At 40.5% G+C, this 21,706-nt stretch carries 21 protein-coding genes; 10 read left to right on the top strand and 11 right to left on the bottom strand.

Annotated features, from left to right (window positions below; all coding sequences use genetic code 11):
- Window positions 1–2: 2 nt before the first annotated feature.
- Together RM368_RS25840 and bcp are read right to left on the bottom strand one after the other, a co-directional pair.
- Window positions 3–629, bottom strand: a complete 627-nt coding sequence (locus RM368_RS25840) for a type I restriction endonuclease (protein ID WP_322696706.1) — start codon at window positions 627–629, stop codon at window positions 3–5.
- A gap of 107 nt (window positions 630–736) precedes the next feature.
- Window positions 737–1,216, bottom strand: a complete 480-nt coding sequence (gene bcp, locus RM368_RS25835; RefSeq protein ID WP_322696682.1) for a thioredoxin-dependent thiol peroxidase — start codon at window positions 1,214–1,216, stop codon at window positions 737–739.
- Window positions 1,217–1,343: 127 nt separating this feature from the next.
- On the opposite strand from bcp, the gene RM368_RS25830 reads away from it, so the two are divergent.
- The 4 genes from RM368_RS25830 to RM368_RS25815 all read left to right on the top strand — a co-directional run bounded on the left by RM368_RS25830 (window position 1,344) and on the right by RM368_RS25815 (window position 4,260).
- Window positions 1,344–1,547, top strand: coding sequence for a hypothetical protein (locus RM368_RS25830; protein WP_322696681.1), 204 nt, complete (start codon window positions 1,344–1,346; stop codon window positions 1,545–1,547).
- A 275-nt stretch (window positions 1,548–1,822) separates the two neighbouring features.
- The gene (locus RM368_RS25825) at window positions 1,823–2,755 is read left to right on the top strand and encodes an FAD-binding domain-containing protein (RefSeq protein WP_322696680.1); all 933 of its coding nucleotides are present in this window, start codon (window positions 1,823–1,825) and stop codon (window positions 2,753–2,755) included.
- 111 nt (window positions 2,756–2,866) lie between these two features.
- A complete protein-coding gene (locus RM368_RS25820) occupies window positions 2,867–3,295 on the top strand; it encodes a hypothetical protein (protein ID WP_322696679.1) in 429 nt (142 codons plus the stop codon).
- 602 nt (window positions 3,296–3,897) lie between these two features.
- Window positions 3,898–4,260 (top strand): DUF2809 domain-containing protein, encoded by a 363-nt coding sequence (locus RM368_RS25815; protein WP_322696678.1) that lies wholly within the window; start codon window positions 3,898–3,900, stop codon window positions 4,258–4,260.
- A 434-nt stretch (window positions 4,261–4,694) separates the two neighbouring features.
- Here RM368_RS25815 and RM368_RS25810 read toward each other — a convergent pair whose 3' ends face one another.
- Both RM368_RS25810 and cobJ read right to left on the bottom strand, forming a co-directional pair.
- Window positions 4,695–5,741 carry a glycosyltransferase family 2 protein gene (locus RM368_RS25810; protein WP_322696677.1) on the bottom strand — a complete coding sequence of 349 codons (1,047 nt, stop codon included), beginning with the start codon at window positions 5,739–5,741 and terminating at the stop codon, window positions 4,695–4,697.
- Window positions 5,742–6,356: 615 nt separating this feature from the next.
- Window positions 6,357–8,075 carry a precorrin-3B C(17)-methyltransferase gene (gene cobJ, locus RM368_RS25805; protein WP_322696676.1) on the bottom strand — a complete coding sequence of 573 codons (1,719 nt, stop codon included), beginning with the start codon at window positions 8,073–8,075 and terminating at the stop codon, window positions 6,357–6,359.
- A gap of 292 nt (window positions 8,076–8,367) precedes the next feature.
- Between cobJ and RM368_RS25800 the strand changes: the two genes are divergently transcribed.
- Window positions 8,368–8,616: a helix-turn-helix domain-containing protein gene (locus tag RM368_RS25800; RefSeq protein WP_099103407.1), complete on the top strand. Its 249-nt coding sequence runs from the start codon at window positions 8,368–8,370 to the stop codon at window positions 8,614–8,616.
- On the top strand, window positions 8,598–9,287 hold the full coding sequence (locus RM368_RS25795; protein WP_416212261.1) for a BglII/BstYI family type II restriction endonuclease: 690 nt from the start codon (window positions 8,598–8,600) through the stop codon (window positions 9,285–9,287). The genes RM368_RS25800 and RM368_RS25795 overlap by 19 nt, the downstream gene beginning before the upstream one ends.
- A gap of 11 nt (window positions 9,288–9,298) precedes the next feature.
- Here RM368_RS25795 and RM368_RS25790 read toward each other — a convergent pair whose 3' ends face one another.
- Both RM368_RS25790 and RM368_RS25785 read right to left on the bottom strand, forming a co-directional pair.
- Window positions 9,299–10,408 carry a DNA-methyltransferase gene (locus RM368_RS25790; protein ID WP_322696674.1) on the bottom strand — a complete coding sequence of 370 codons (1,110 nt, stop codon included), beginning with the start codon at window positions 10,406–10,408 and terminating at the stop codon, window positions 9,299–9,301.
- A 283-nt stretch (window positions 10,409–10,691) separates the two neighbouring features.
- Window positions 10,692–11,081: a hypothetical protein gene (locus RM368_RS25785; RefSeq protein WP_322696673.1), complete on the bottom strand. Its 390-nt coding sequence runs from the start codon at window positions 11,079–11,081 to the stop codon at window positions 10,692–10,694.
- Between the two features lie 227 nt (window positions 11,082–11,308).
- On the opposite strand from RM368_RS25785, the gene RM368_RS25780 reads away from it, so the two are divergent.
- Complete coding sequence (locus RM368_RS25780) at window positions 11,309–12,010, top strand: DUF547 domain-containing protein (protein ID WP_322696672.1); 702 nt, start codon at window positions 11,309–11,311, stop codon at window positions 12,008–12,010.
- Here RM368_RS25780 and RM368_RS25775 read toward each other — a convergent pair.
- A complete protein-coding gene (locus RM368_RS25775) occupies window positions 11,995–12,750 on the bottom strand; it encodes a TIGR04283 family arsenosugar biosynthesis glycosyltransferase (protein ID WP_322696671.1) in 756 nt (251 codons plus the stop codon). The genes RM368_RS25780 and RM368_RS25775 overlap by 16 nt on opposite strands.
- A 200-nt stretch (window positions 12,751–12,950) precedes the next feature.
- A complete protein-coding gene (locus RM368_RS25770) occupies window positions 12,951–13,442 on the bottom strand; it encodes a rhodanese-like domain-containing protein (RefSeq protein ID WP_322696670.1) in 492 nt (163 codons plus the stop codon).
- A gap of 169 nt (window positions 13,443–13,611) precedes the next feature.
- Between RM368_RS25770 and RM368_RS25765 the strand changes: the two genes are divergently transcribed.
- On the top strand, window positions 13,612–14,499 hold the full coding sequence (locus RM368_RS25765) for a pirin family protein (RefSeq protein ID WP_322696669.1): 888 nt from the start codon (window positions 13,612–13,614) through the stop codon (window positions 14,497–14,499).
- 97 nt (window positions 14,500–14,596) lie between these two features.
- Window positions 14,597–16,021 (top strand): collagen-like protein, encoded by a 1,425-nt coding sequence (locus tag RM368_RS25760; RefSeq protein ID WP_322696668.1) that lies wholly within the window; start codon window positions 14,597–14,599, stop codon window positions 16,019–16,021.
- Window positions 16,022–16,149: 128 nt separating this feature from the next.
- Here the strand turns inward: RM368_RS25760 and RM368_RS25755 are convergent, their stop codons facing one another.
- The 3 genes from RM368_RS25755 to RM368_RS25745 all read right to left on the bottom strand — a co-directional run bounded on the left by RM368_RS25755 (window position 16,150) and on the right by RM368_RS25745 (window position 20,240).
- Window positions 16,150–16,710: a nitrate transporter gene (locus tag RM368_RS25755; protein ID WP_322696667.1), complete on the bottom strand. Its 561-nt coding sequence runs from the start codon at window positions 16,708–16,710 to the stop codon at window positions 16,150–16,152.
- 477 nt (window positions 16,711–17,187) lie between these two features.
- A complete protein-coding gene (locus RM368_RS25750; protein WP_322696666.1) occupies window positions 17,188–18,363 on the bottom strand; it encodes a patatin-like phospholipase family protein in 1,176 nt (391 codons plus the stop codon).
- A 557-nt stretch (window positions 18,364–18,920) separates the two neighbouring features.
- The gene (locus tag RM368_RS25745; RefSeq protein WP_322696665.1) at window positions 18,921–20,240 is read right to left on the bottom strand and encodes a dihydroorotase; all 1,320 of its coding nucleotides are present in this window, start codon (window positions 20,238–20,240) and stop codon (window positions 18,921–18,923) included.
- A 422-nt stretch (window positions 20,241–20,662) separates the two neighbouring features.
- On the opposite strand from RM368_RS25745, the gene lepB reads away from it, so the two are divergent.
- Entirely contained in the window at window positions 20,663–21,304 is a 642-nt protein-coding gene (lepB, locus tag RM368_RS25740; protein WP_322696664.1) for a signal peptidase I, read from the top strand.
- Window positions 21,305–21,706 lie beyond the last annotated feature (402 nt).

Genomic DNA, 21,706 nt, shown 5'->3' with positions numbered 1-21,706 from the left:
TATTAACTCAAAACCTTACTCAGTTTTTTTAATACACTTAAAACCTGGTACAGTTCACTTTCTCGTTTCAAAAGTGTAAATTGGTCAGACATAGCATACTTTAGCTGATTCTCTTTGATAAGTTTCAGAAAAATAAAATCACTACCATTTATTACTAATCCAAAAACAGGTTTATCTTGACTAGGATTAGACAACATATAAGCCAGTGCTTGGGGTATGGCTTCTAAAAGAGAAAAACTAGCCCTTTTAGATTCAATGACTAACAACCACAACTTTTCTTGAATAACTAGAACATCAATACGTCCTCTAATAATTTCTTCTTCATCTTCCAAGGCAATTTCAATAGATTCTTCAGTAGCGATCAAAAATGGCTCTTGATAGAATCCTGCCAAGTCTAATAAAGGAGATAGCACTATCATTTTGACTGCACTTTCTAAAAGCGGTGGGTGTTTTACCAATCTCATAAAATTAGTTTTCACCCTGTCTAGATATTGCTTTTCTATATCTGTGATTTCTGGAAGAGTCTCAAACCACTCTGTAAAAAAATCTTCATTTTCAGCTTGTTTCAGACCAAACTTTGCTTCTAAATCAGCAAGGCTGATATTATGCGCTTGGATGACTTGAACCATAATATTATTCAACTGGATATATTACTATCTAACAGTTTGAGTTGTTACTTCGATGATAACGTTACTGGTTTCCACATCGATTTGACCAATCTGACTCACTTTGGATTTTACGTGGCTGCCAATTCCTGTAATTTAGTTAAAACTGCCTGAGCATGACCTTTGGTTTTTACATTGGGCCAAGTATAGACAATAATTCTATCAGGTGAAATTAAAAAGGTTGACCGAGCAACACCCATATATTCTTTACCCATAAATTTTTTCAATCGCCAAGCGCCGTAGGCTTCGATTAAAAGATGTTCTGGGTCACTTAAAAGGGCGATCGCCAAGTTATGTTTGCTGATAAATTTACAATGGGATTTACCCAAATCTGGACTTACGCCTAAAATTTTCGCTCCCAGTGCGCTGAAGTCTTGATACAACTCGGTGAAATCTTTCGCTTCGGTGGTACAGCCCGGTGTATCATCTTTGGGGTAGAAGTAGAGGACAACCCACTGACTGCTGAGGTCATCGAGAGTGACTAAATTGCCATTTTGGTCAGGTGTGGAGAAATCTGGTGCTGGTTGTCCGACTTGGGGAATGTTGCTCATAATGGGATGTGAGAGATTGTGTAAGCGTAGCTCGTCGTAGACATCGCTTTAGAATTGTACATATAGCTATGCTTTCTTTGATTGGAACTTAGACAAAAAACACCGATAGAAGAACCTTTTTCCCACAATGACTGAAACTTTACAAGAGTGGAAAGACCGATTAATCGACGATCTTCGAGTCATCAAATCCGAAGAATTTGTAGATGAAGACAGTAAAACATGTTACTGCATTTATAGTTTTAGTCTTGATGCTGTGACATTTGTTGATAATGAAGTAATTCAACTATTGCAAGAACGAGGAATCAAAGAGTTAGATAAACTGCCTGAGTAATTAGGTTTCCCTATCACTCATTCATCTTTGCTTAATATGAAAAAAGCCCTCTCACTAAGTTGAGAGAAATGCCTACCGTGTACACTTATATTGATACGCCATAATACAATACATTTCAGTTAAGGGTTATTGGTATAGATAATTGGTTTTTCAAGACCCGATAAATCGCGTCTCTACATGAGGGTTTTGTTGCTCATTCTGAACTGTATTGCGCCATAATAATGACTTAACCTACAGGTATTTTTGTTTATCTATTCTTACTCTTCAAAGTTCACATGACTAAAGATATGCAACGCCAATTTACCAACCGCGATGAGTTGGTAGCCTACCTGCGCGAACAATTCCCAGGTGCAGCGGAACGCGATAGCCACATCAGCGAAACTGTGGGGGGACGCAAAGCGGCAGAAACAGCGCTGCAAAAAATCGACCCCCTTCGCTACGCCCAAACACGTAATTTTTTCGCAGGTGCAGTCACGCGACTTTCGCCTTACATCCGCTATGGCGTTTTGAGCTTGCGAGAAATTCGAGATTATGTCCTCAACCAAGTACAAAACCAAGATGAAGCTACGAAACTAATTAACGAATTAGGTTGGCGCGATTACTGGCAACGGTTGTATATGAAGTTGGGGGATGAAATCTGGAAAGACCAAGAAGAGTATAAAACTGGTTATACTGTGGGCGAATATGCACCCGAATTGCCGCAAGATATCAGAGAAGGAACTACAGGCAGAGTTTGCATTGACAGTTTCAGTCGTGATTTGAGAGAAACTGGTTATCTACATAACCACGCCCGAATGTGGCTAGCAGCTTATATTGTCCATTGGCGGCGTATTTGTTGGCAAGCTGGAGCCAAATGGTTTCTTGAGCATCTTTTAGATGGAGATCCTGCTAGTAATAATATGTCATGGCAGTGGGTTGCTAGCACGTTTAGTCAGAAACCGTATTTTTTCAACCGTGAGAACTTAGAACGCTACACCAAAGGCATTTATTGTCAGAAATGTCCCCTTTACGGTCATTGTGATTTTGAAGGCAGTTATGAAGAATTAGAACAGCGACTTTTTCCCAAAGGTGAATTTAGCAAACAACCTAATAGCCAAAGTTGGCAGCGTGATAAAAAAGGGAAGAGGGGCAGGGGGCAGGGGCAGGGGAGCAGGGGAGCAGGGGAGATGAGGGAGATGAGGGGACAAGGGGATAAACAAAACTCCTAACTCTTAACTCTTAACTCTTAACTCAGCACTCATTACTCATTACTCATTACTCAGCACTCCTAACGCCCAATGCCCAATGCCCAATGCCCCATAACAAATGACAAATGACAAATGACTAAACCAATTGTTTGGGTACATGGAGATTGCCTCAGTCCAAATAATCCCGCATTACACAAATACCCTGATGCTCCAGCTATCTGGGTTTGGGACGAGGCTTTGATAGAAGAATGGCAATTGAGTCTTAAACGTCTGACTTTTATCTACGAATGTTTGCTAGAGTTACCTGTTGTTATTCGCCGTGGCGATGTGGCACAAGAAATTTTAGCTTTTGCTCAAGAACATGATGCTAATTTAGTTGTCACAGCCAATAGTCCCAGTCCCCGATTTGATGATATCTGTAATCAAATGGAGCGTTCTATAGCAGTGGAAGTGTTAGAGGTAGAACCATTTTTTAGCTATGACGGCTATATTGACTTGAAACGGTTCTCGCGCTATTGGAAAGTGGCGCAAAATTATGTTTATCAAAAGCCCTTACCCTAAATCTCTCTTATAAATTGGGCTACGGTGTACACACATCTTGGTAATGAAGCATAAATCCTGGATTTAAGTAGGTCGGCGTAAATAATTATTGTTGGGATAAGGCAGGGGGCAGGGGGAAAAAGACTTTTGGGATTTTGCACAGATACGGTAATCATAAGTGATTAGCCGGACATGATATAAAAGCATGATTTCTCAGCTTTGTGTATACACCGTAGACAATTGTTTTTATATTTTCCATAAATGAATTTAGTTGCTCTGTATCCTTTTTGTCTTCGGTCAAAGTAGAAGTTGCTACAAGCTGCGCAAAACACCGAAACGCGAAGGCAGAAGCTCTTACAGGCTGCGCGAAACACCGAAACGTGAAGACAGAAGCTCTTACAGAGAAGACGGAAGTTGCTACAGGCTACGCAAAATACAAAAGTGTTAAAGCAGAAGTTGCTAAAGGGAAGGCAAAACAGAGAAGTTTCTTATTATACAAAGAAATTTATCTGCCATTGTCATTTGGAAACCTACTTAGTAATAATAGAGTTTTCAACAGACTCTATCAAAAATTAAAGAGGTTGATAATCAAAGTAGGTATTTTTTGAGCGCTATTGATTGCCATGTTTATCTTCAATAAAAAATATTTTTACCTCACACTTTTACTATTTTTAATAGAGGTATATATTGCAGTTTTTATAAATGATAGTTTTATTCGTCCTTTTATCGGTGATGTTTTAGTAGTTATATTAATTTATTGCTTTGTCAAAGCTTTTTGGAATATACATTCATCTATAGTCGCTTTATCAGTTTTTGCCTTTTCTTGTGCAATCGAGATTCTGCAATATTTTAATTTTGTAAATAATTTAGGATTACAAAAATACAAGATTCTGGCTGTTGCTTTGGGAAGTGTATTTGATTGGAAAGATATTATTGCTTATGCAATAGGTATCATAATAGTCTTATGGTTGGAAAATAGAACATGATTACTCGATCGAGTATTTTGCGGCGTTCAATAGGGGGAGTAAATTCACAAATAATATTCTAAATTCCATCATATCCATCTCCAATACAGATCAGTATAGGAGCTATGATTTGGCTGTTAATCCAATTAGAGCCTACTTATAAAGTAAATATTAAGGTAGAGTGTGTTACGGCTGTGCAAGGATTTGAAAGTTTAAAAGAGTAAGAATCAGCCGTAACGTACCGAGAAACATGGTGCGTTAAGCGTTGCTATAACGCACCCTACAATTTAAGGTTTACTTTATAAATCATCTCTTAGACTACAAGATTATTTTCTTGGAATGAAGCTGCGATCGCAACCAAGTTGTGAACACGTACAGCCTCATAATCTTCCCAGTCACAGGGTTGTCTGATTCCTCCCTTACCTCATATTTTTGTAACAATCTTTTGGTTTTACTTATTTATTATTTTTGGGAGGATAGAAACTGGGATGCATTGGTTTTCTTCTTTTTCTTTGGAGATTATAAGGCATTTCAAAAACTAATTTATTACCCATAACATAGTATTGAAATCGACGTTTTATAATATCGTTAAATCTAGAAATAAAATCAGAAAAAACGCTCGGATTTTTTGTAAGTTCTCTCAGTGCTAATAACCAATCTCTTTCTTTGAGAGGCAATAAAACTTGATAGTAAGCTAAATTTCTGTTATAAACTGCAAGATTATAAGACAGAGCACGCATTAAATCTGAATCTTTTCTCACAAATTTTTGCTCCATGAAAGAAGAAGTAGACATGCAAGATTGATTTAGACGTTTTAATCGGCTTTCACGTACAAGAGAAGAAGAGCGTGAACGGTAGAAATAATAGGCTTCTGGCACTAGAAAAAAGCGAGCGCCATTAATTAAGCATTTCATGTCAAGCCAAAAGTCCTCAGCTATGCTTAGGGTTTCATCGTACTCAATGCTGTGTTTAACTAAAAACTCTCGTTTGAATATAGGCTTACTTAAACCAAGATGCAGCCCTGCTTTTCCGTAGACATCAGTCTCTACGAAATAAACGATATCAATTTGGAGAATTTTATCTATATGTTTTCCACTTTCTTGAATCAATGTACTCCAAGGAGATGTTGCACCATCTTTGATAAAATAAATATCGTCTGCAATCATATCTGCATTTGCTTGTTCTGCCAGCAACACAAGCTTTTCTAATCTTTCATGAGCATACCAGTCATCTGAATCAAGAACGGCAATCCATTCTCCTTGGGCTGCTTTGAGAGCAATATTACGCGCAGCAGAAACACCAAGGTTTTGTGGATTAACTATCACTTTGAGACGTTCATCGGTAAAACTTTTTGCAACTTCTACAGTTTTATCAGTTGACCCATCATCGACAACGATAACTTCAAGCTCAGTGAGTGTTTGATTTAAGACTGACTCTATTGCTTTCTTAATATAAACTTCAGTATTGTAGGCAGGGATAATTATAGATACTTTAGGATTCATCAAACTAAACTCCTGACTAATCGCTATGTGCTGAGATTACAATGTTAAAATTCCCAAGAAAGTTTGTTGAAGTAAAAATTCAGAAGTCAAAATCATGTATTCTCTTTGAGAATAATTTATTTTTTCATAGCGTAATCATCAATGGTTTTTACTTATTTATATTACAGATAAGTGAGACTTATTAAAATTTTAGTTTGAATGAACTGCATACACGAGTTGTATACTAGCACAACTATGACTGCTCTTGTGAAAAGTCAAAATTTTGATGATGTAACTAGTTGTTGTAAGCTTTTGGGAACTTTTATGCATGTTCTTCAGATTTTTCTGTGTGTTAATAGCCTGATAATTGATGAATTGAACAAAAAGTAATGTTGGGCATATTTTCCACGACTGCTTATGTTTCGTTCCCGTGATGTACATGCCAGTCAAGAATTTTAACTCGCTTGATTTGTCCTATTTCTAAAGCATAAAGGGTAGCGTAGACGCTTTGCGGCTTGTCGCTAGACATCGCGGCATTCCAAAAAATGCAAAAGTCCATCTCTTCATCTTTGAGTGCCTTTAAAAAAGTGCTTATCTTGCCTTTTTTGCTCTCTTCGGTGACAGCGCCAATCGTGCCTAATATTCGGTATAGCGACGCGGTGTATAAACCCAGATATTACCATCGCGGCGGTTGATAGTTCGGGTTTTTGTGGAACCAACGAGAATAATTGTCCGCATATCAGCGCTTGCTGGTGTTAACTGCTCAAGTGCGATCGCTTTTATCGTTTGTCCTGGACGACCGAGATTCCGGGCCAATACTACTGGTGTATCTGGCGTTCGATGTCGCAGCAAAATATTTCTCGCTTCTGCCAGTTGCCAAGTACGCTCTTTGGAAACAGGATTGTAGAAAGCAATAACGAAATCAGCCTCAGCCGCCGCCGCAATTCGTTGGGCGATCGCCGACCAAGGTTTCAAGATATCAGAGAGAGAAATCGCACAAAAATCATGTCCCAGGGGCGCACCAATGGCTGCTGCTGCTGCCTGCATTGCAGAGATGCCTGGGGCCACATGAATGTCGATACTGTCCCATTCTGGTTTGGCATGGCGATCGCACACCTCAAAAACCGCTGTTGCCATTGCAAAGATACCGGGATCGCCAGATGAAACTACAGCTACATATCGTCCAGATGCGGCTAAATCTAAGGCCATCTTTGCTCGTGCTTCTTCTTCGCGGTTATCAGATTCATGCCGTTCCTTGCCATCAGCCAGAGAACCAACTAAATCTAAATAAGTTTTATAACCCACTAGGTCAGTTGCCGACTTGAGAATCTCCTTCACTTCTGGAGACATCCACAGCGAACCACCAGGGCCTGTACCAATAATCGCTAACCGTCCCCGTGGCTGACCAATGGTGTTGGGGTCAATTGGTTGGGGAGCAATAGCGATCGCAATGTGGGGAGATGGAGATAAGGGGGATGTACCTGTGGCGGCGATCGCTGCGGCTTGGGCGGGGCTATAACCTTGTGAAAGTAGACTTTCTAGCTGATTTGGGGTAAAAAAGCGGGTGGGCACTTTTAAGGTGCTAGCTACCGCGTGGATTGCGGGATCGGCGGCGGCGGTAATGGGTGCAAATATCCCGGCAACCGATGCTTTTTCTAGTTTGGCATCAACTAGTAGCTGTTGTACTAAAGCTACTGGATCGTCAATCATGCCACTCATTGCGATCGCGATCGTTGCTGGATGGTAGACAAGACAATTAGCTTTAGGAGTCACCAAACGTTCTGTAACTTGAATGGTCAAATCTCCCTTGGGATCTATGGGCAGTTTACTATTGCTCAACCAAGGCGCTATTCCTTCGAGCTTGACTTGCGCGCCAGCTAGGACATCTGAGATAAATGTCTTCGCATCATCTGGGTTCGCTAAATGGTATCCAGGGGGAGGAGATAACAGCGTTGTGCCCAAACGTAAATCACCTGTGGTCGTAATTGCAGGTTTGACATCCAGCGTTTCAGCAATGCGACGTGCCAAATCGTTTACCCCACCAAGTCCGCCCAATAGGGGGACAACAGCGCTACCATCTTCAGCCACAGCTAGCACTGGTGGTTCCTGTCGTTTATCCGAGATTACCGGAGCTAACGTCCTAATTAAAATGCCGGTGGCACAAATGCCAATCAGTGGTCTTCCTTGCACAAATAACTCGCGCAACGTCTCGCCAAAATTTGTGAAACTGACATCAACCTGCGATGTACGACCCTCTAGACCGTATAACGTTGCTCCTGGCAAGACGCTGATTATTTTACGTGCTACTGTCACGCTATTTTGACCTAGTACTACAATGGCGGGTGCAACATTCATGATCGTAAGTAGATATCTTGCAAAATTTGATATCCTTCAAATGAAACCACAGATTTAGACATGTAGCGACTTCACATTTACAAGCTTGCAGAATTGAGAGTGTCATATCTACGACGGGCAACTTTTGGAGAAGCTACGCCAACACCTACGCGCGTGCTGTCCTCATAATAGCTGTTAAAAACCTATTTTGGGTTTATCCTATATTAGGTTTTAGAATTTAAATGAGTTTAGCGATATGTAATAACTCTCATCGAGATCGAATAAACCATCGCCAGAAAAAAGGCAAGCTAAAGTGCCTAAATCAGTTTTCAGCGAAGATTACAATCGGTTTCGCCAGTTACTTATAGAAGCGCGGAAAGCTGCAAAGCTCACTCAAACAGAGTTGTCAGCAAAGCTAGAGCTTCCACAATCTTATGTATCAAAGTATGAACGTGGAGAGCGTCGTCTTGACGTGATTGAATTTTTACAAGTTGCCCAAGTTCTTGAAATCGATCCGCTTGCTTTTATCAAAGAACTGTTGAAATACCAAAAGGAGACATAATAATCATTATTCAATATGTTGACTTTAACGCAGCAGATACAATAATTGATACCCAATACCAAAACGAATGGCATGAGATTAGTACTACTCTCACTAAAATGCCTTTGCATATCAAGGCTTCAGATCAAGCTGGAATTCAAGGTAATGCAATATTCGATCCAGTAGGTACAAACGAATATATTAAAGCTGCTTTTATTCATGATGGCTGGCAATCAAATATTCCTATTCCGGCACCTTATAGATTTTTAGGTACAGATGTTGATTTTGTTAAAACTGGCATTATCATTGAAATTCAATTTTCTAACTATCCCTTTCTACTCAATAACACTTTGCGCTCAGAATTGTTCTTCAAAGCTAAAACTGAATTTGTTGGATACCCGACTAATTTGGTAATTATAGTAACAAAGGCTCTGATGTTTCCTGCCTCCAATAGCACTCTTTATTACGAGCAAGCTGTTAATCAGTTAACAGCTTTGGCTAAAAACCAAGTTTTTGATGTACCAATCAGACTAGTTGGATTATTTGAACAACAAAATACAATAGTGCCTATCATCTGGACTGAGTATTTATCTAAAAGATATTCGAGAACTGGAAATACTAGAGTTAATCGCCAATGCCAAATTATTGCGGGACGTTCAGCCCGTAGTCGTTGTCTAATTAACTTATTGTAAAAATTAATCTATTAAGTCCATAATCTCAATTCAATTTGTTCTACTTCTTCTACTTGTTTTACTATTTGATTTTGTAAAGAGGTCTTTTTACCATTACCATTAAGCTTTGCATCTACTGGAATCTCTTCACCTCTTAGATTAGCTGCAAAAGCAGATTCTTCATAAATTAATCTATCTTCCATTGCTTGCAAGTGATACTCTTCTGGATAAATCTTTGCTTTGCTGCGTTCTGAAGCTTTATTTCCTACTTGCACATCAAACTTAAATTTATCAATAGATTGACCAGTTTTTTCAACATAATCACGCAATGTTTTTAAATTTGGAAAACAACCATTTTTATCTGGATTGCCACTGAGACGACGCAACGCAACTTGATGATATTTCGCTTCAATTTCTGACCCGATAAAATGACGTTTACGATCTCTCGCAACTACTGCCGTAGTACCCGATCCCATAAATGGATCTAAAACAATATCATTTTCGTTAGTTGTAGCTAATATAATTCTAGCTACCAAGTCTTCTGGAAATTGGCAGGGATGTATAGTTTGTTCTTCATGATTGTGCTTAACATTCCGAAACAGCCAAATATCACCAGGATTTTTACCTTCTGGATTGCATGAAAGTTCCCCCTTTCGATTTCCTCGATAATGTTTCTTGTTTTGATATTTTTGGGGAACTCTAATAGCATCTAGATTAAATTTATAGTTATCTGATTTAGTAAACCAAAGAATAGTTTCATGTCTACAAGAAAACTTTTTCTGGGCATGAAGACCATGTTGCCTAGCCCATATAATTCGGTTGCGAGGAATTAGTCTGCATGACTCCAAAATCGGAAAAAAGCGAATATCCAAAGGAATCAGCATTCCTCGGTCAGAAAAAGCACCAACTTGCCAAAACAGTGAACCTGTATTTTTGAGAATCCGGCTACATTCAAGCAGAACGGCTGTTTGTTCTGCCAAATAAATCTCAAGAGCTTGCCTTGATTCGTATTCTTTGCCTAGATTATAAGGTGGAGAAGATACAACTAAATCAACACATTCATCTGGCAGATTACTCAGCATTTGTAAGCTATCCTCCAAGAGAATCTGGTCTAAGGGTAGATTCTCTCTATTAGTCTTCATTACGATACCTACTTTGCAAGTAATACTAGGCTTTTGTCATAATAACCTATTTTAGGTTATTAGCAAATTTAAATAGTAGACGAAATATAATACCATACTTACTTTAACAATATACCTTGCCGCCGTAGACATACATACCTAAAGGCGATGGAGAAGCGATCGCATTCTCTCAAAAAAGCGCGTAGACGCAAAGCGGCTTGTCGCCAGACATCGCTTGTTAAATTGGAGATTGGGACTCCAACCAAATATCCAAAGAATTTCTTCCCCAATCTCCAGTCTCAATTCAATTCGCTTTACGTTCTTTCAGAACTCGATCTAGCAAGTCTCTTGCAGGTTGTGCTTTAGCCAACGCTACTTGATGGTCATTATAAGCACGAACAAGGCGAGAAAGACTGCTCACACCTGTCTTAAGTTGCTCAAGTTCTTCACCAGCAACTAGTTCTCCATCAAGCATCCGCCCAATCAACGGTTTGATATCGCCTACTTCTTGCCGGACTTTTTGGAGCTTTTCTAAAGAACTCAGCAAGGTTTTTAGTGAGTTCAATATGTCGTCAATATCCTGGGCATCCTCCACTGGCTCAGGTGGATTTTCAATTGCGATCGCATTTTTGTCTGAAGCTGTAGGCAATTCCTCTACAGACGTTTCACTTGTAACCCCGTTTGACCGTGCCATCAACGCTTCCTCAAGGAATTTTCCTCAGTGTATCGCTGATTTCAAGTTGCCAAAGATAGTATTGTTATAATTCGTTAAATAAATACTTGTACAAATCAACTCTACGTTGCGATCGCGAAACCAAAAAATTCCTTTAGCTTTAAATCAGGGCTATTTGATTCTATTTTGAGAATTCAATTGGTATAGGTATAAGTAAAAACAACGGATAACATATAAACATAGCAATAATGATTGATTTTGAACCTTGGGATAGGTTGTTGCGTCAGTATGTCGATCGCCAAGGTCGTGTAAACTATATTGCTTGGAAAACTGAGCAACCTCAAGCGATCGCAAATTGGTTGTCGAGTCAAAAAAATCTGGCTTTTACAACTAATAGCAACATTTCTGAGCAATTGGCATTGTGGATCAACCTTTACAATGCGTTCACCATTTCGACAATTTTGGAGAGATACCCGCTTGAGTCAATTCGTCCGCGCATCTTAGGCATTCCCAACTGGCTGGCTTTTTTGTGGTTCTTCCAACGTCGTGCTTATTATATATTTGACAAGCATTACAGTTTAGCCCAAATAGAAAACCAAATTCTGCGGAATAAATTACAGGAGCCACGAATTCATTTTGCAATTGTCTGCGCTTCGGTTGGTTGCCCGTTACTGCGGGCTGGAGCTTATTTTCCTCAACAAGTTACTCAGCAGTTAGATGAAGATACCCGTCGCTTCATTAACAATCCTGAAAAAGTCCGTTATGACTTAGATACTAAAACGCTCTACTGTAGCAAAATCTTTAAATGGTATCGTCAAGATTTTCTTAAGGTCAAACCCTCCATTCCAGAATATATCCGCTCCTACCTAGAAACAGACCTGCCAATAAATGCCTCAACGCCGATTTCCTATCTCTACTATGACTGGAGCCTGAATCAGCGAATATCTTGATAAAATTGCTTGAGATAATTTGCATCAACGCCAATTCCCCACAAAAAACCGATATAAAGGTAGATTGCGTTTGCTTTCCAGCTACCCCATTTTGCGACGCGACGATCTGAAGAGTGAACAATGCGGTTCACCAGATAAATACGTCCTTTTTTAACCAATCTCAGGCATAAATCTCCATCTTCCATAATCGGTAATGTCTCATCAAATCCATTGCAATCCCAAAAGTCAGTGCGACGACAAAACATTACCTGATCTCCGAACAACAGGCGCAATCCTCGAAAAAACAGGTGAGGCTTAAATAGTAGTGGTGCATAGTAGGTTTTTAAATAATTATGTAGAGAGATGCCCCAGCGAGTCGTTTGAGATCCACTCATCAGAGAAATAAACCCCCCACAGGCAATGGTTGACTCTACTAAAGTTTGCTCTATTACAGTGATTAAGTCATCCGGCACCCAAGTATCTGCATGAAGAAAACAAAGAATATCTCCAGTTGCAGCCGATGCTCCATAATTCATCTGAATAGAACGCCCACGCTGTTCAGATGAAAGAACTTGTACGCCTAGCGATTGATTGAATGACCCAAAGCATTGCTTTGCAACTGCCACTGTCCGATCATCGCTGCCACCATCTACTACTATCACTTCAAAAGCAGGCGGATTAAGTAAAGTCAATTGGCGCAATGTCCGCTCTAAGCTAACTGCTTCGTTTAAAGTAGGAATGATAATCGAAACTTGAGACATGCAGTATAAGTAGTAGTTCGCTTTCGTGACGCAAGCGGGGTAAAGGGTAAGGGGAAAAGGGACTCATGTTTTTAATCCCTTTCCCTTTCCCCTTTAACCTTTCCCCAACCTCCACCTGGCATTTTTGGGTTGGCAGAGTAGTAGTTTTATCGTTGCTTTTATTCTACTTGCTTAATGTTGACAAGCTCTTAATCCAAAGGTCAACACTCCTGAGTATGATAAATAGCTTTTAGCAGTTTTCCCCAGATTGCATTGTAAGGATGTACAACCTTTGTCGGATGACCATTTTGAAAAATCAGCCTGCCTTCGTTTGCCCACTGAAAAATTCCACCACTCAAGTTATAAATGCACTTAATCCCGGCTTCATCTAGTTTTTGGGCTAATTTTGCGCTCCGGTAGCCAACAGCACAGTACACAACAATTGGTCTATCTTGGGAAACTGTTGAAACTGCTGTTAAGTCATCTGTGAGAGGATCTATGCGTAGTGCTGTTTCGATATGACTAACTGCATACTCAGTCTGACTTCGTGCATCTAGTAATAATGGATGGGGCTTTGTAGAATCTAATAGTAATTGAGCTAATTGGTTACAATTAATTTCCTCAACAGTAGGAAACTGAAATCCAATCAGAAGTTTAATAAAGTTAAAGGTGAGCGATCGCACTTGTGAAAAAACTCTCTGGTTGAGAAACAATACTGACTGGGGCTGTGTTTCATATTTAATCGGAAAAAACTAGTCAAAAACAGGCGATCGCATTGGCATCAACTCTCCAAAATCAACAGATAACTCATCCAGATTAGCTTATTTGCAAGTAAATATACTTATAATAATTACAGCATTTACTAATCACCTGCGATTATTTATGGCAATTCTTCAACTGATTGAACCCGAAGTTAAAAATCTGGGTGGTTTTTCTGCCCGCCGCAGTTTGCCATATCCTAATCGCCAAACGGTTGGGCCGTTTATCTTTTTCGATCATCTTGGACCGTCCGTTATGCCCCCCAATCAAGGCATCGATGTCCGACCACATCCTCATATTAATCTAGCAACGGTAACTTATTTATTTGATGGTGCTTTGATGCATCGCGATAGTTTGGGTACTGTGCAGGAAATCCAACCAGGTGCAGTCAACTGGATGACAGCAGGAAAGGGGATTGTCCATTCAGAACGCTCGCCTGACTTTGACCGTCAGCAAGAAACTACTATTCATGGCATTCAAACCTGGGTTGCCTTACCTGTTGAACACGAAGAAACCGAACCAACGTTCATTCACTATCCGGCTGAAATCCTTCCCTCCTGGGAAGAGAATGGCGTTACGATCAAACTTATTGCTGGGCAAGCATTTGGCTATACCTCACCTGTAAAAGTTCTCTCACCTATCCTCTATTTAGATGCAGTGTTGTCTGCTAACACCCACTTCACTATCCCTACAGATTATTCACAAAGGGCAGTATACAGTGTCACAGAGGGATTGAGGATTAATGGTGAACCGATCGAGCAATATCGTCTCGCTATTCTAGAGCCAGGCGATCGGGTTGAGGTTTCTGCTACAGCTGCTGCTCGATGTATTATTATTGGCGGTGAGCCGTTAGGTACACGCTACAAATGGTGGAATTTTGTCTCTAGCCGACCAGAGCGAATAGAGCAAGCGAAAGCTGATTGGCGCGACTATCGCTTTGCTAACGTGCCAGATGAAACGGAGTTTATTCCACTGCCAGAAGTGGTAACAGAAGCTAATCCTTTTTCATAAGTGTGTCACACTTCGATATCACTGGACAAGAGGGAGCAAATTGTTGAAAGTCAGCGTCAGGAGTAGATAATTCAACTAAAGTTTTAGGTGTAAATAGATGCACAATGGTTTTAGGAGTAAACTGCCACTACTACTGACATTCTGCTTATTTACTAGCTTTTTGCCTGCCTCTGGTTCAGTTTTATGTCCAGCCGTTGCCTCTGATGAATACTATAAAATAGCTAGAAATTATGGCAGAGATGGACGCACAGGAACCGATGGGCGATCGGGTAGAGATGGTAGCAGCGGTAAAAACCAAAATATTTTTGTCAATGGTTCACCTGTAAATCTTGACTTGTCTGGTAAAGATGGTGAAGACGGGGAAGACGGCGAAGATGGTTATCAACCTGACTGTGGTTCCCGACGCGATGCCGACGGCGGGCTACGCCAACGAGTTAGCCATGATATAAACGCACCAGATGGTGGTAGTGGTGGTAATGGTGGCAAAGGAGGAGATGGGGGAAATGGTGGTTCTTTGACAGTGTATTACAGCAATTTAGCAGACTTACGGAATATTTCTGTTCGGGCAACTGGTGGAGAAGGTGGGCGCGGCGGTAGAAGTGGTAGGGGTACGGAAGGCTGTAACTGTCACAGACGAAGATGGGAAGTAAAAACCTGCCAAGGAACTCCTGGTAGCCCTGATTATAAGTGTACCGAAAAGGTTTATCGATGTAGCGATGGTAGCGATGGGCGAGATGGCAGCGATGGTAGCGATGGTAGCCAAGGGCGCTTAGGAACTTTGAGTATTGTCAATAGTAAGGAACCTTTGGCAGCTGATACTCCAACTGTGCAGCTAGCAATGTCGGAACTGATAAACAAACAGTTTCAACTCTCGAAGAATAAGTGGAATCAACGCATAGGGGCAGCTTCTCTACTTGCGCCTGGTTCTGCGATCGCCGATGATTACCTTGAGTTTGAACAGCGTCTAGAAGAGGCTTTTCAAATAGTTTGGCAAGAAAGACAACCTATTACCAGCTTTGGCAATCAAGACGTAAGACTAAATTTAACTGATAACAAACAAGTAGAAATTACTTTTTCTGAGGAATTATGGGTTGAAGGTAACAGCAAAAGTGAGGCTAATTTAACAACATTTACCGTTAACCATGCAATTCCCAAAAAAGATGTCACTCGGTTAGCTGTGGCAGAGTTTGCCGATGTCGGACAAAATCTCAACTTAAAAATAGTTGATTTGGCAGCCAAGTCTGATGCTATTAATACTCAGTTTCGCGTCAAATTCCGCGCCCAGGATAGTTCGCACGGTTTTTCTAGCTACAAAACTGAATTTGAAGGGGATATTCCCACAGAACTTGTGACTCGTGACTACAACCGTTTTATTCTAGCTTTGGGTAAGCTCAAAATTCCTGACGAAGCTTTACGCCCTGGTGTCAACGTTGATGTTGAAGTCGTAGCAACTCGTTCTTTAGGAAGACGTTCTGCCAAGCAAACTATTAGCTGGCAGGGTGCAATCCGTAAGCCTAGATAAAGAAGAATTCAGAATACAGAATTCAGAATCAAGACGCTGCGCGATCTCCTTTTGGGAGAAGAGAAGACTTTACGCTGCGCTAACCACCAGTCGTACACAATTCATTCTGACTCCTGACTCCTGAATTCTTAAGAAGATTTTTTTCCATCTGAAACCATTTGCGAGAGAATATAGGCTGCGAAATCTAGTAACTGATCCAGCAAAAAGCCAATGATGCCGATGTATAAGATTTCCTGTATTATGTAATCAGCATTGCCAGCTTTATAAGCATCCCAGAGGGTAAAGCCAAGTCCTCTTGGGCCTGTTAACATTTCTGTGGCAATAACGATAAACCAGGCTACCCAAATGCTAACTTTCAAGGCATGAAATATGTGAAAAATAGCTACTCGAAAGTTATTATTCTGTCTCTTGAAATGCCGCATCCCTATTGCTGTGTTAATAATCATTGTCCAAAGAGTTCCCACAAAAACTACTACAATAGCAGCCGAGTCGCTCTCTTGAAACGCGATGAGAGCAATAGGTAGCAAAGCGATAGGAGGGATACTATGAGGTATCTGAAATATCAGCCGAAATAGCTGATAAACCATGCTATTTATGCCGATGAAATATCCGATAAAACTACCCAAGACAGCGGCTGGAATATAACCAACAAATAACCGTTGTAGGCTAGCTAAAATGTCTAAAAACATATTATTTTCTCTGCCTCAGTTCTCATGGAAAACATTCGGTAAATACTGCGGCAACAACACAAAACAGGGCTGAGAAAAATGTATTTGATTACACATTCTATTTTGTTGCTAAAAGATTTTTTATATCTTCTCCTGTTAATTATTAATTAAAAAACTTAGGTATTATTACGATGTGATAGGAGTAGTACAAAGAAGAGGTAAAGCTTGACTTGACTAAACTTTATCAGAAAAGCAAATTTTAATTAGTAAATTAAATACAATTTCGAGAATTTATCAAAGAAGGCAGTTATTGTTATATCTGACGTGCGTAGTTTACTGCCGTAGGTCTTACCCTGAGCCTGTCGAAGGGCATCGCTCCTTGATTATCTAAGCTGATGAAACGAGCCAAAAAAAGTCTTGAACGACATATAAAAATCAATTGGATGGGTATTCAAACCCCAACCAATTGTAGAAACTTGTAAATAATGACACAGATGGCTAGTTATCTCTAATAAAAGACGCGATCGCCTTTTTTATCGGAGAACCGGAATCGTCTCTGGTATAGTACGTAAGACCTTCCTCAATGAATGCAGAAGTAGTATCTATTAACTGCTGAAGAATCACGGAATTAGTATTATCTATTTCTTCAGTGACTTTTTCCCCTGTAAATTTATTTTTCCGCTCTTCTGGAGGTAAAACAATGCGAGGATCTTTATAAGTCTCTTTTGGTTTGGGTTTAAATGTCTCATTTAAGTCAAATTGAAGACGTAAGTAACGTTTAGACTCATATCCACCCATAATTTGTCGGCAAATCGTACTATCAATCTCAGATGTAGGTTCCATGAAGATATTAGTAAGATTTTTGATCCAATCCAAACCTCTCCATTTGCTGATTTGCTTATATTGATATGGTTGACCAGTTTGACCTGTGCCAATAGAAAGGATAGAAATATCTTCTAATCGCAGATTATTTAGTTTATATTGGTGCTTGATTTCTGGAGATACTGAAGACTGGCTAATCCTCATCGCTAAACTCAAAGCTGCCAGAGCAGGGTTATTAGCAGAAACTCCTCCATCAATGTGGGGGAATTCCCAGTCACCAAATTTTTGTTTATCTACAGGTTCTAATTTATATGGTGGAAAAAAAGTAGGTGCTGAGGCAGAAGCGGTACATATTTCCCATAAATAACAGTCATCGTACCATCTGTCTCCTAAATCGGGATGACAATTTGTAAAAAAGGTGGTGTTGCGATATAGCGTATCGTAAGCAAGAATCAAAAGAATGGGTTTTTCGATATCCTTGATTCTTGTGAATTTATAGGCATCTTTGAGTACGCTAGTAATTCCATCATGAGAATATTTAGATGGAGAAAATACATCAATAATTGATTTGATGATGGATGGAAAGTTTTTGTAGCGCTCTTCTATTTCCAGAGGGAATATATCTTTACCTCTATTTTTATACATTTTAATGAGTTCATCACTCTCCTTTCCGATAGCAATCCCTCCTGCTAATATCGAACCAGTAGAAGTACCAGCAACCATGTCAAAATATTCGTGTAAAAACTCTCCTTTTCCCTGAGTTCTAATTTCTTGTTCTACTTGTTGAAGTATTCGTGCTGCAACAACTCCACGAATACCGCCACCGTCTAAAGCCAAAATTTTGAAGGCCATAGTAATTCTCTTTGATTATTTTTTTGTGGACAAGGAACGTGAGATGAACCACAATACAATTCCATTAGCTTGTTTACTCTTATCCGACTTATCCGATTTATCCGACTGGAAGAATACCTAAGTTTTTTTTTACAAATCGCCTTCTCTACGAGACACTACCTATAGCTTGCTTATCTGTAGAACGGGTATGCGTAGCATTGGTGTCAACTTAACCTGAAAGCTAGCCTCAAACCAGCTTTTAAATATTATCTCGTTATCTCGTTCCCAGTCTTCGACTGGGAATGCCGTCCTAGAGGCTCCGCCTCCCTCAACACTGTTCGGTTAAGGCAAGAGACGCGAGGAATCGCCGTCTCTACAATAGTCAATCTTTCGTAGAGACGGCGATTTATCGCGTCTTTGCGAGCGTTTAACTTGAAACACTTAGAAATACAGCAAAATTCCACGTTGTGAGCTACAGAAATACCCCACCTGCACAATCTGGCATGAAGGTTGGGGAGGAATATATCTTATGTAGTTGCTGTAAATTCAAGGTTTCAGTAAAGTTAAATAAATATTTGCTACAAGAAAGTTAAAGCTTGACCCCGCACTTGCGTATTTACCTGGCCTTTGTCATAAACTATTTCACCGCCGACAATGGTGGTTTTAGCCCAGCCGGTGAGGTTCCAGCCTTCAAAAGGACTCCAATGGCATTTGGTTAAAAGTTCTTCGCGCTGGACTGGACGGTATGTGTTTAAATCTACAAGCACCAAATCGGCATCATAACCAGGGGCGATCGCTCCCTTATTCGGAATACCATAAGCCACAGCTACAGCTTTAGACATCCAGTTCACAACTTGAGCCACAGTACACTTGCCTTCCATTGCCGCAGTTAACATCAAAGCGAGGGAAGTTTCCACCCCAGGCATTCCCGAAGGAGTATTGGGGTATTCTTGAGCTTTTTCTTCTAAGGTATGTGGCGCGTGATCTGTAGCGATGAAATCAATCACGCCATCGCACAAAGCTTGCCAGAGAACTTCGTTATCGTGGGGCGATCGCAAAGGTGGATTCATCTGTGCTAATGTGCCAATTGTTTCATAGGCACTAGTATTTAATAACAAATGCTGTGGTGTCACCTCTGCTGTCACCCAACTCGGTTTCTCCTGACGCAGCAAATCTGCTTCTTCGGCTGTTGACATATGGAGAATATGCAACCGACGTTGATATTTTTGAGAAAGTTTTAATGCTAGTTGGGTTGCCAGCAACGCCGCTTGATTATCTTGAATTTGCGAGTGAACGGCTGGATCGTGAATATTGGCAAATTCTTGGCGGCGTTGGTTGATTCTAGCTTGGTCTTCGGCATGAACGGCAATTAAGCGATCGCCTTTGGCAAATATCGCCTCCAATGCTGTTTCGCCATCAACCAACAACTGACCATGCATCGACCCCATGAAAATCTTAATTCCCGGTGTTGGCTTTGCTAAAAGCAAATCTGGTAAATTCTCTGCTGTTGCCCCAATAAAAAAGCCATAATTAACTAAGGATTTGTGTGAGGCCCGGTCTAGCTTGTCGTCTAAAGCCTGTTGTGTTGTAGTTAGGGGACGCGTATTGGGCATTTCTAAAAAAGAAGTGACTCCCCCTTTAGCACAGGCACAACTGGCGGTGAATAAATCTTCCTTGTGTTCTAATCCAGGTTCCCGAAAATGCACCTGCGGATCGATAACTCCTGGCAACAAAGTTAAGCCTTCTGCGTCAATTTCAGTGGCTAGTGGTGTTTGAGAGATTTCTGGCGCAACTTCGACTATTTGGCGATCGCGCGTCAACACATCTCCAACCATCAGTTCACCATCGGGTAAGATTATGCGAGCTTGGCGAATCAGCAACATTTTTGGCGATGACATAAAGATAACCAAGTTTAGACAGCGAGCTATGTATTACAGAGAACCATGCTTTTAGGTTAAACTTATTCGCGATCGGAGTAACCAATTTTTGCCCCACCTTAAAAAAAAGTTTATTTTTAACAATAGAGGCAGCAGGAGTTTAATTCCGCCACAAAATCTCCGATTTGGTGGACTGCAAGATAAAGTTGAACGCGAGAGCGTCTCATATAGAAGCCTTATCTAAATTCAAACCTCCTGCCCCCTACCTGGTTGTTGAGCGTAGTCGAAACACTGCCCCCTGCCTTCTTCCCAATCCACAATCTCAAATTGGTAGTCAAGATGCAAACATAATTAGGAAATTAAAATTTTCCCGTTAAGATTAACAGATAAAGTCTCACTAGGCGAGTTAATTACCTACGTCTTTCGTTAAGTTAAGTAATTTCATGCATAATCAAGTGTCTGATAACAACTCTAGTCAACAACCCGATAATTCCTGGATCGCAGAGCTAGGTAGAACAATTGTATTGAGCATCGTTCTAGCTCTGGGAATTCGTACCTTTGTTGCTGAAGCACGCTGGATTCCTTCTGGCTCAATGGAACCAACTCTGCATGGTACGCCAAACCAGTGGGAGGCAGACAAAATTATTGTCGATAAGTTGAAGTATAAATTTGCTGACCCACAGCGGGGAGATATAGTAGTATTTTCACCAACGAAAGAGCTACAAAAAGAACAATATCAAGATGCTTTTATTAAACGTATAATTGGCTTACCTGGAGAGAAAATACAACTTAAGGATGGCAAAGTCTATATCAACGACAAACCTCTCCCAGAATCTAATTACCTCAGTTCTGGGCAGACCACAGTTATTGATGTTTGCCAATCAGGGCCACAGCCACCTTTTTTGGCCAAACCCCAGACTATACCAGCCGATTCATATTTGGTACTGGGTGATAATCGTAACAGTAGTTATGACAGCCGTTGCTGGGGTGTTGTCCCTCGCCAGAATATCATTGGACGTGCTGTAGTTCGTTTCTGGCCTTTAAATCATGTTGGCGGAATCGATAAATCGCCAGTATATCCATAAATTAACAAACAATATTGCTGAAATAGCTCATTAACAAAAGAATTTTAGATTTTAGATTGGGGACTACTAAATCACCAATCTAAAATCCAAAATCCGTCTTGAAAAGTTCAGTTCGCTGTTTGCGAGATATTGCGACTTTTCGCCAAATCTCAAATCCAAATATTGCTATGACCGAAGAGGCAAAGGGGCAAGAGGCAGGGAGAGCAATCCCTGCCTCGAAGCCGTGAAGCAAAGCGGAACATGGGGTATCAAGCCCCGTCATAAAGGACGTTCTTGATTGGTCGGAGTATCAAGCTTCGTCCAATTCTCCCCCTTGCTCCCTGCTCCCCTGCCTCTTTTGACTGGTGTCTAAAATGTTTGAATTTTGAATTTTGAATTTTGAATTTTGAATTTTGAATTTTG

Source organism: Nostoc sp. DedSLP03 (genome assembly GCF_034530815.1).
GTDB lineage: Bacteria > Cyanobacteriota > Cyanobacteriia > Cyanobacteriales > Nostocaceae > Nostoc.
Note: the sequence above shows the minus strand (reverse complement) of the source record. Positions and strands in the feature narration are given on the sequence as shown.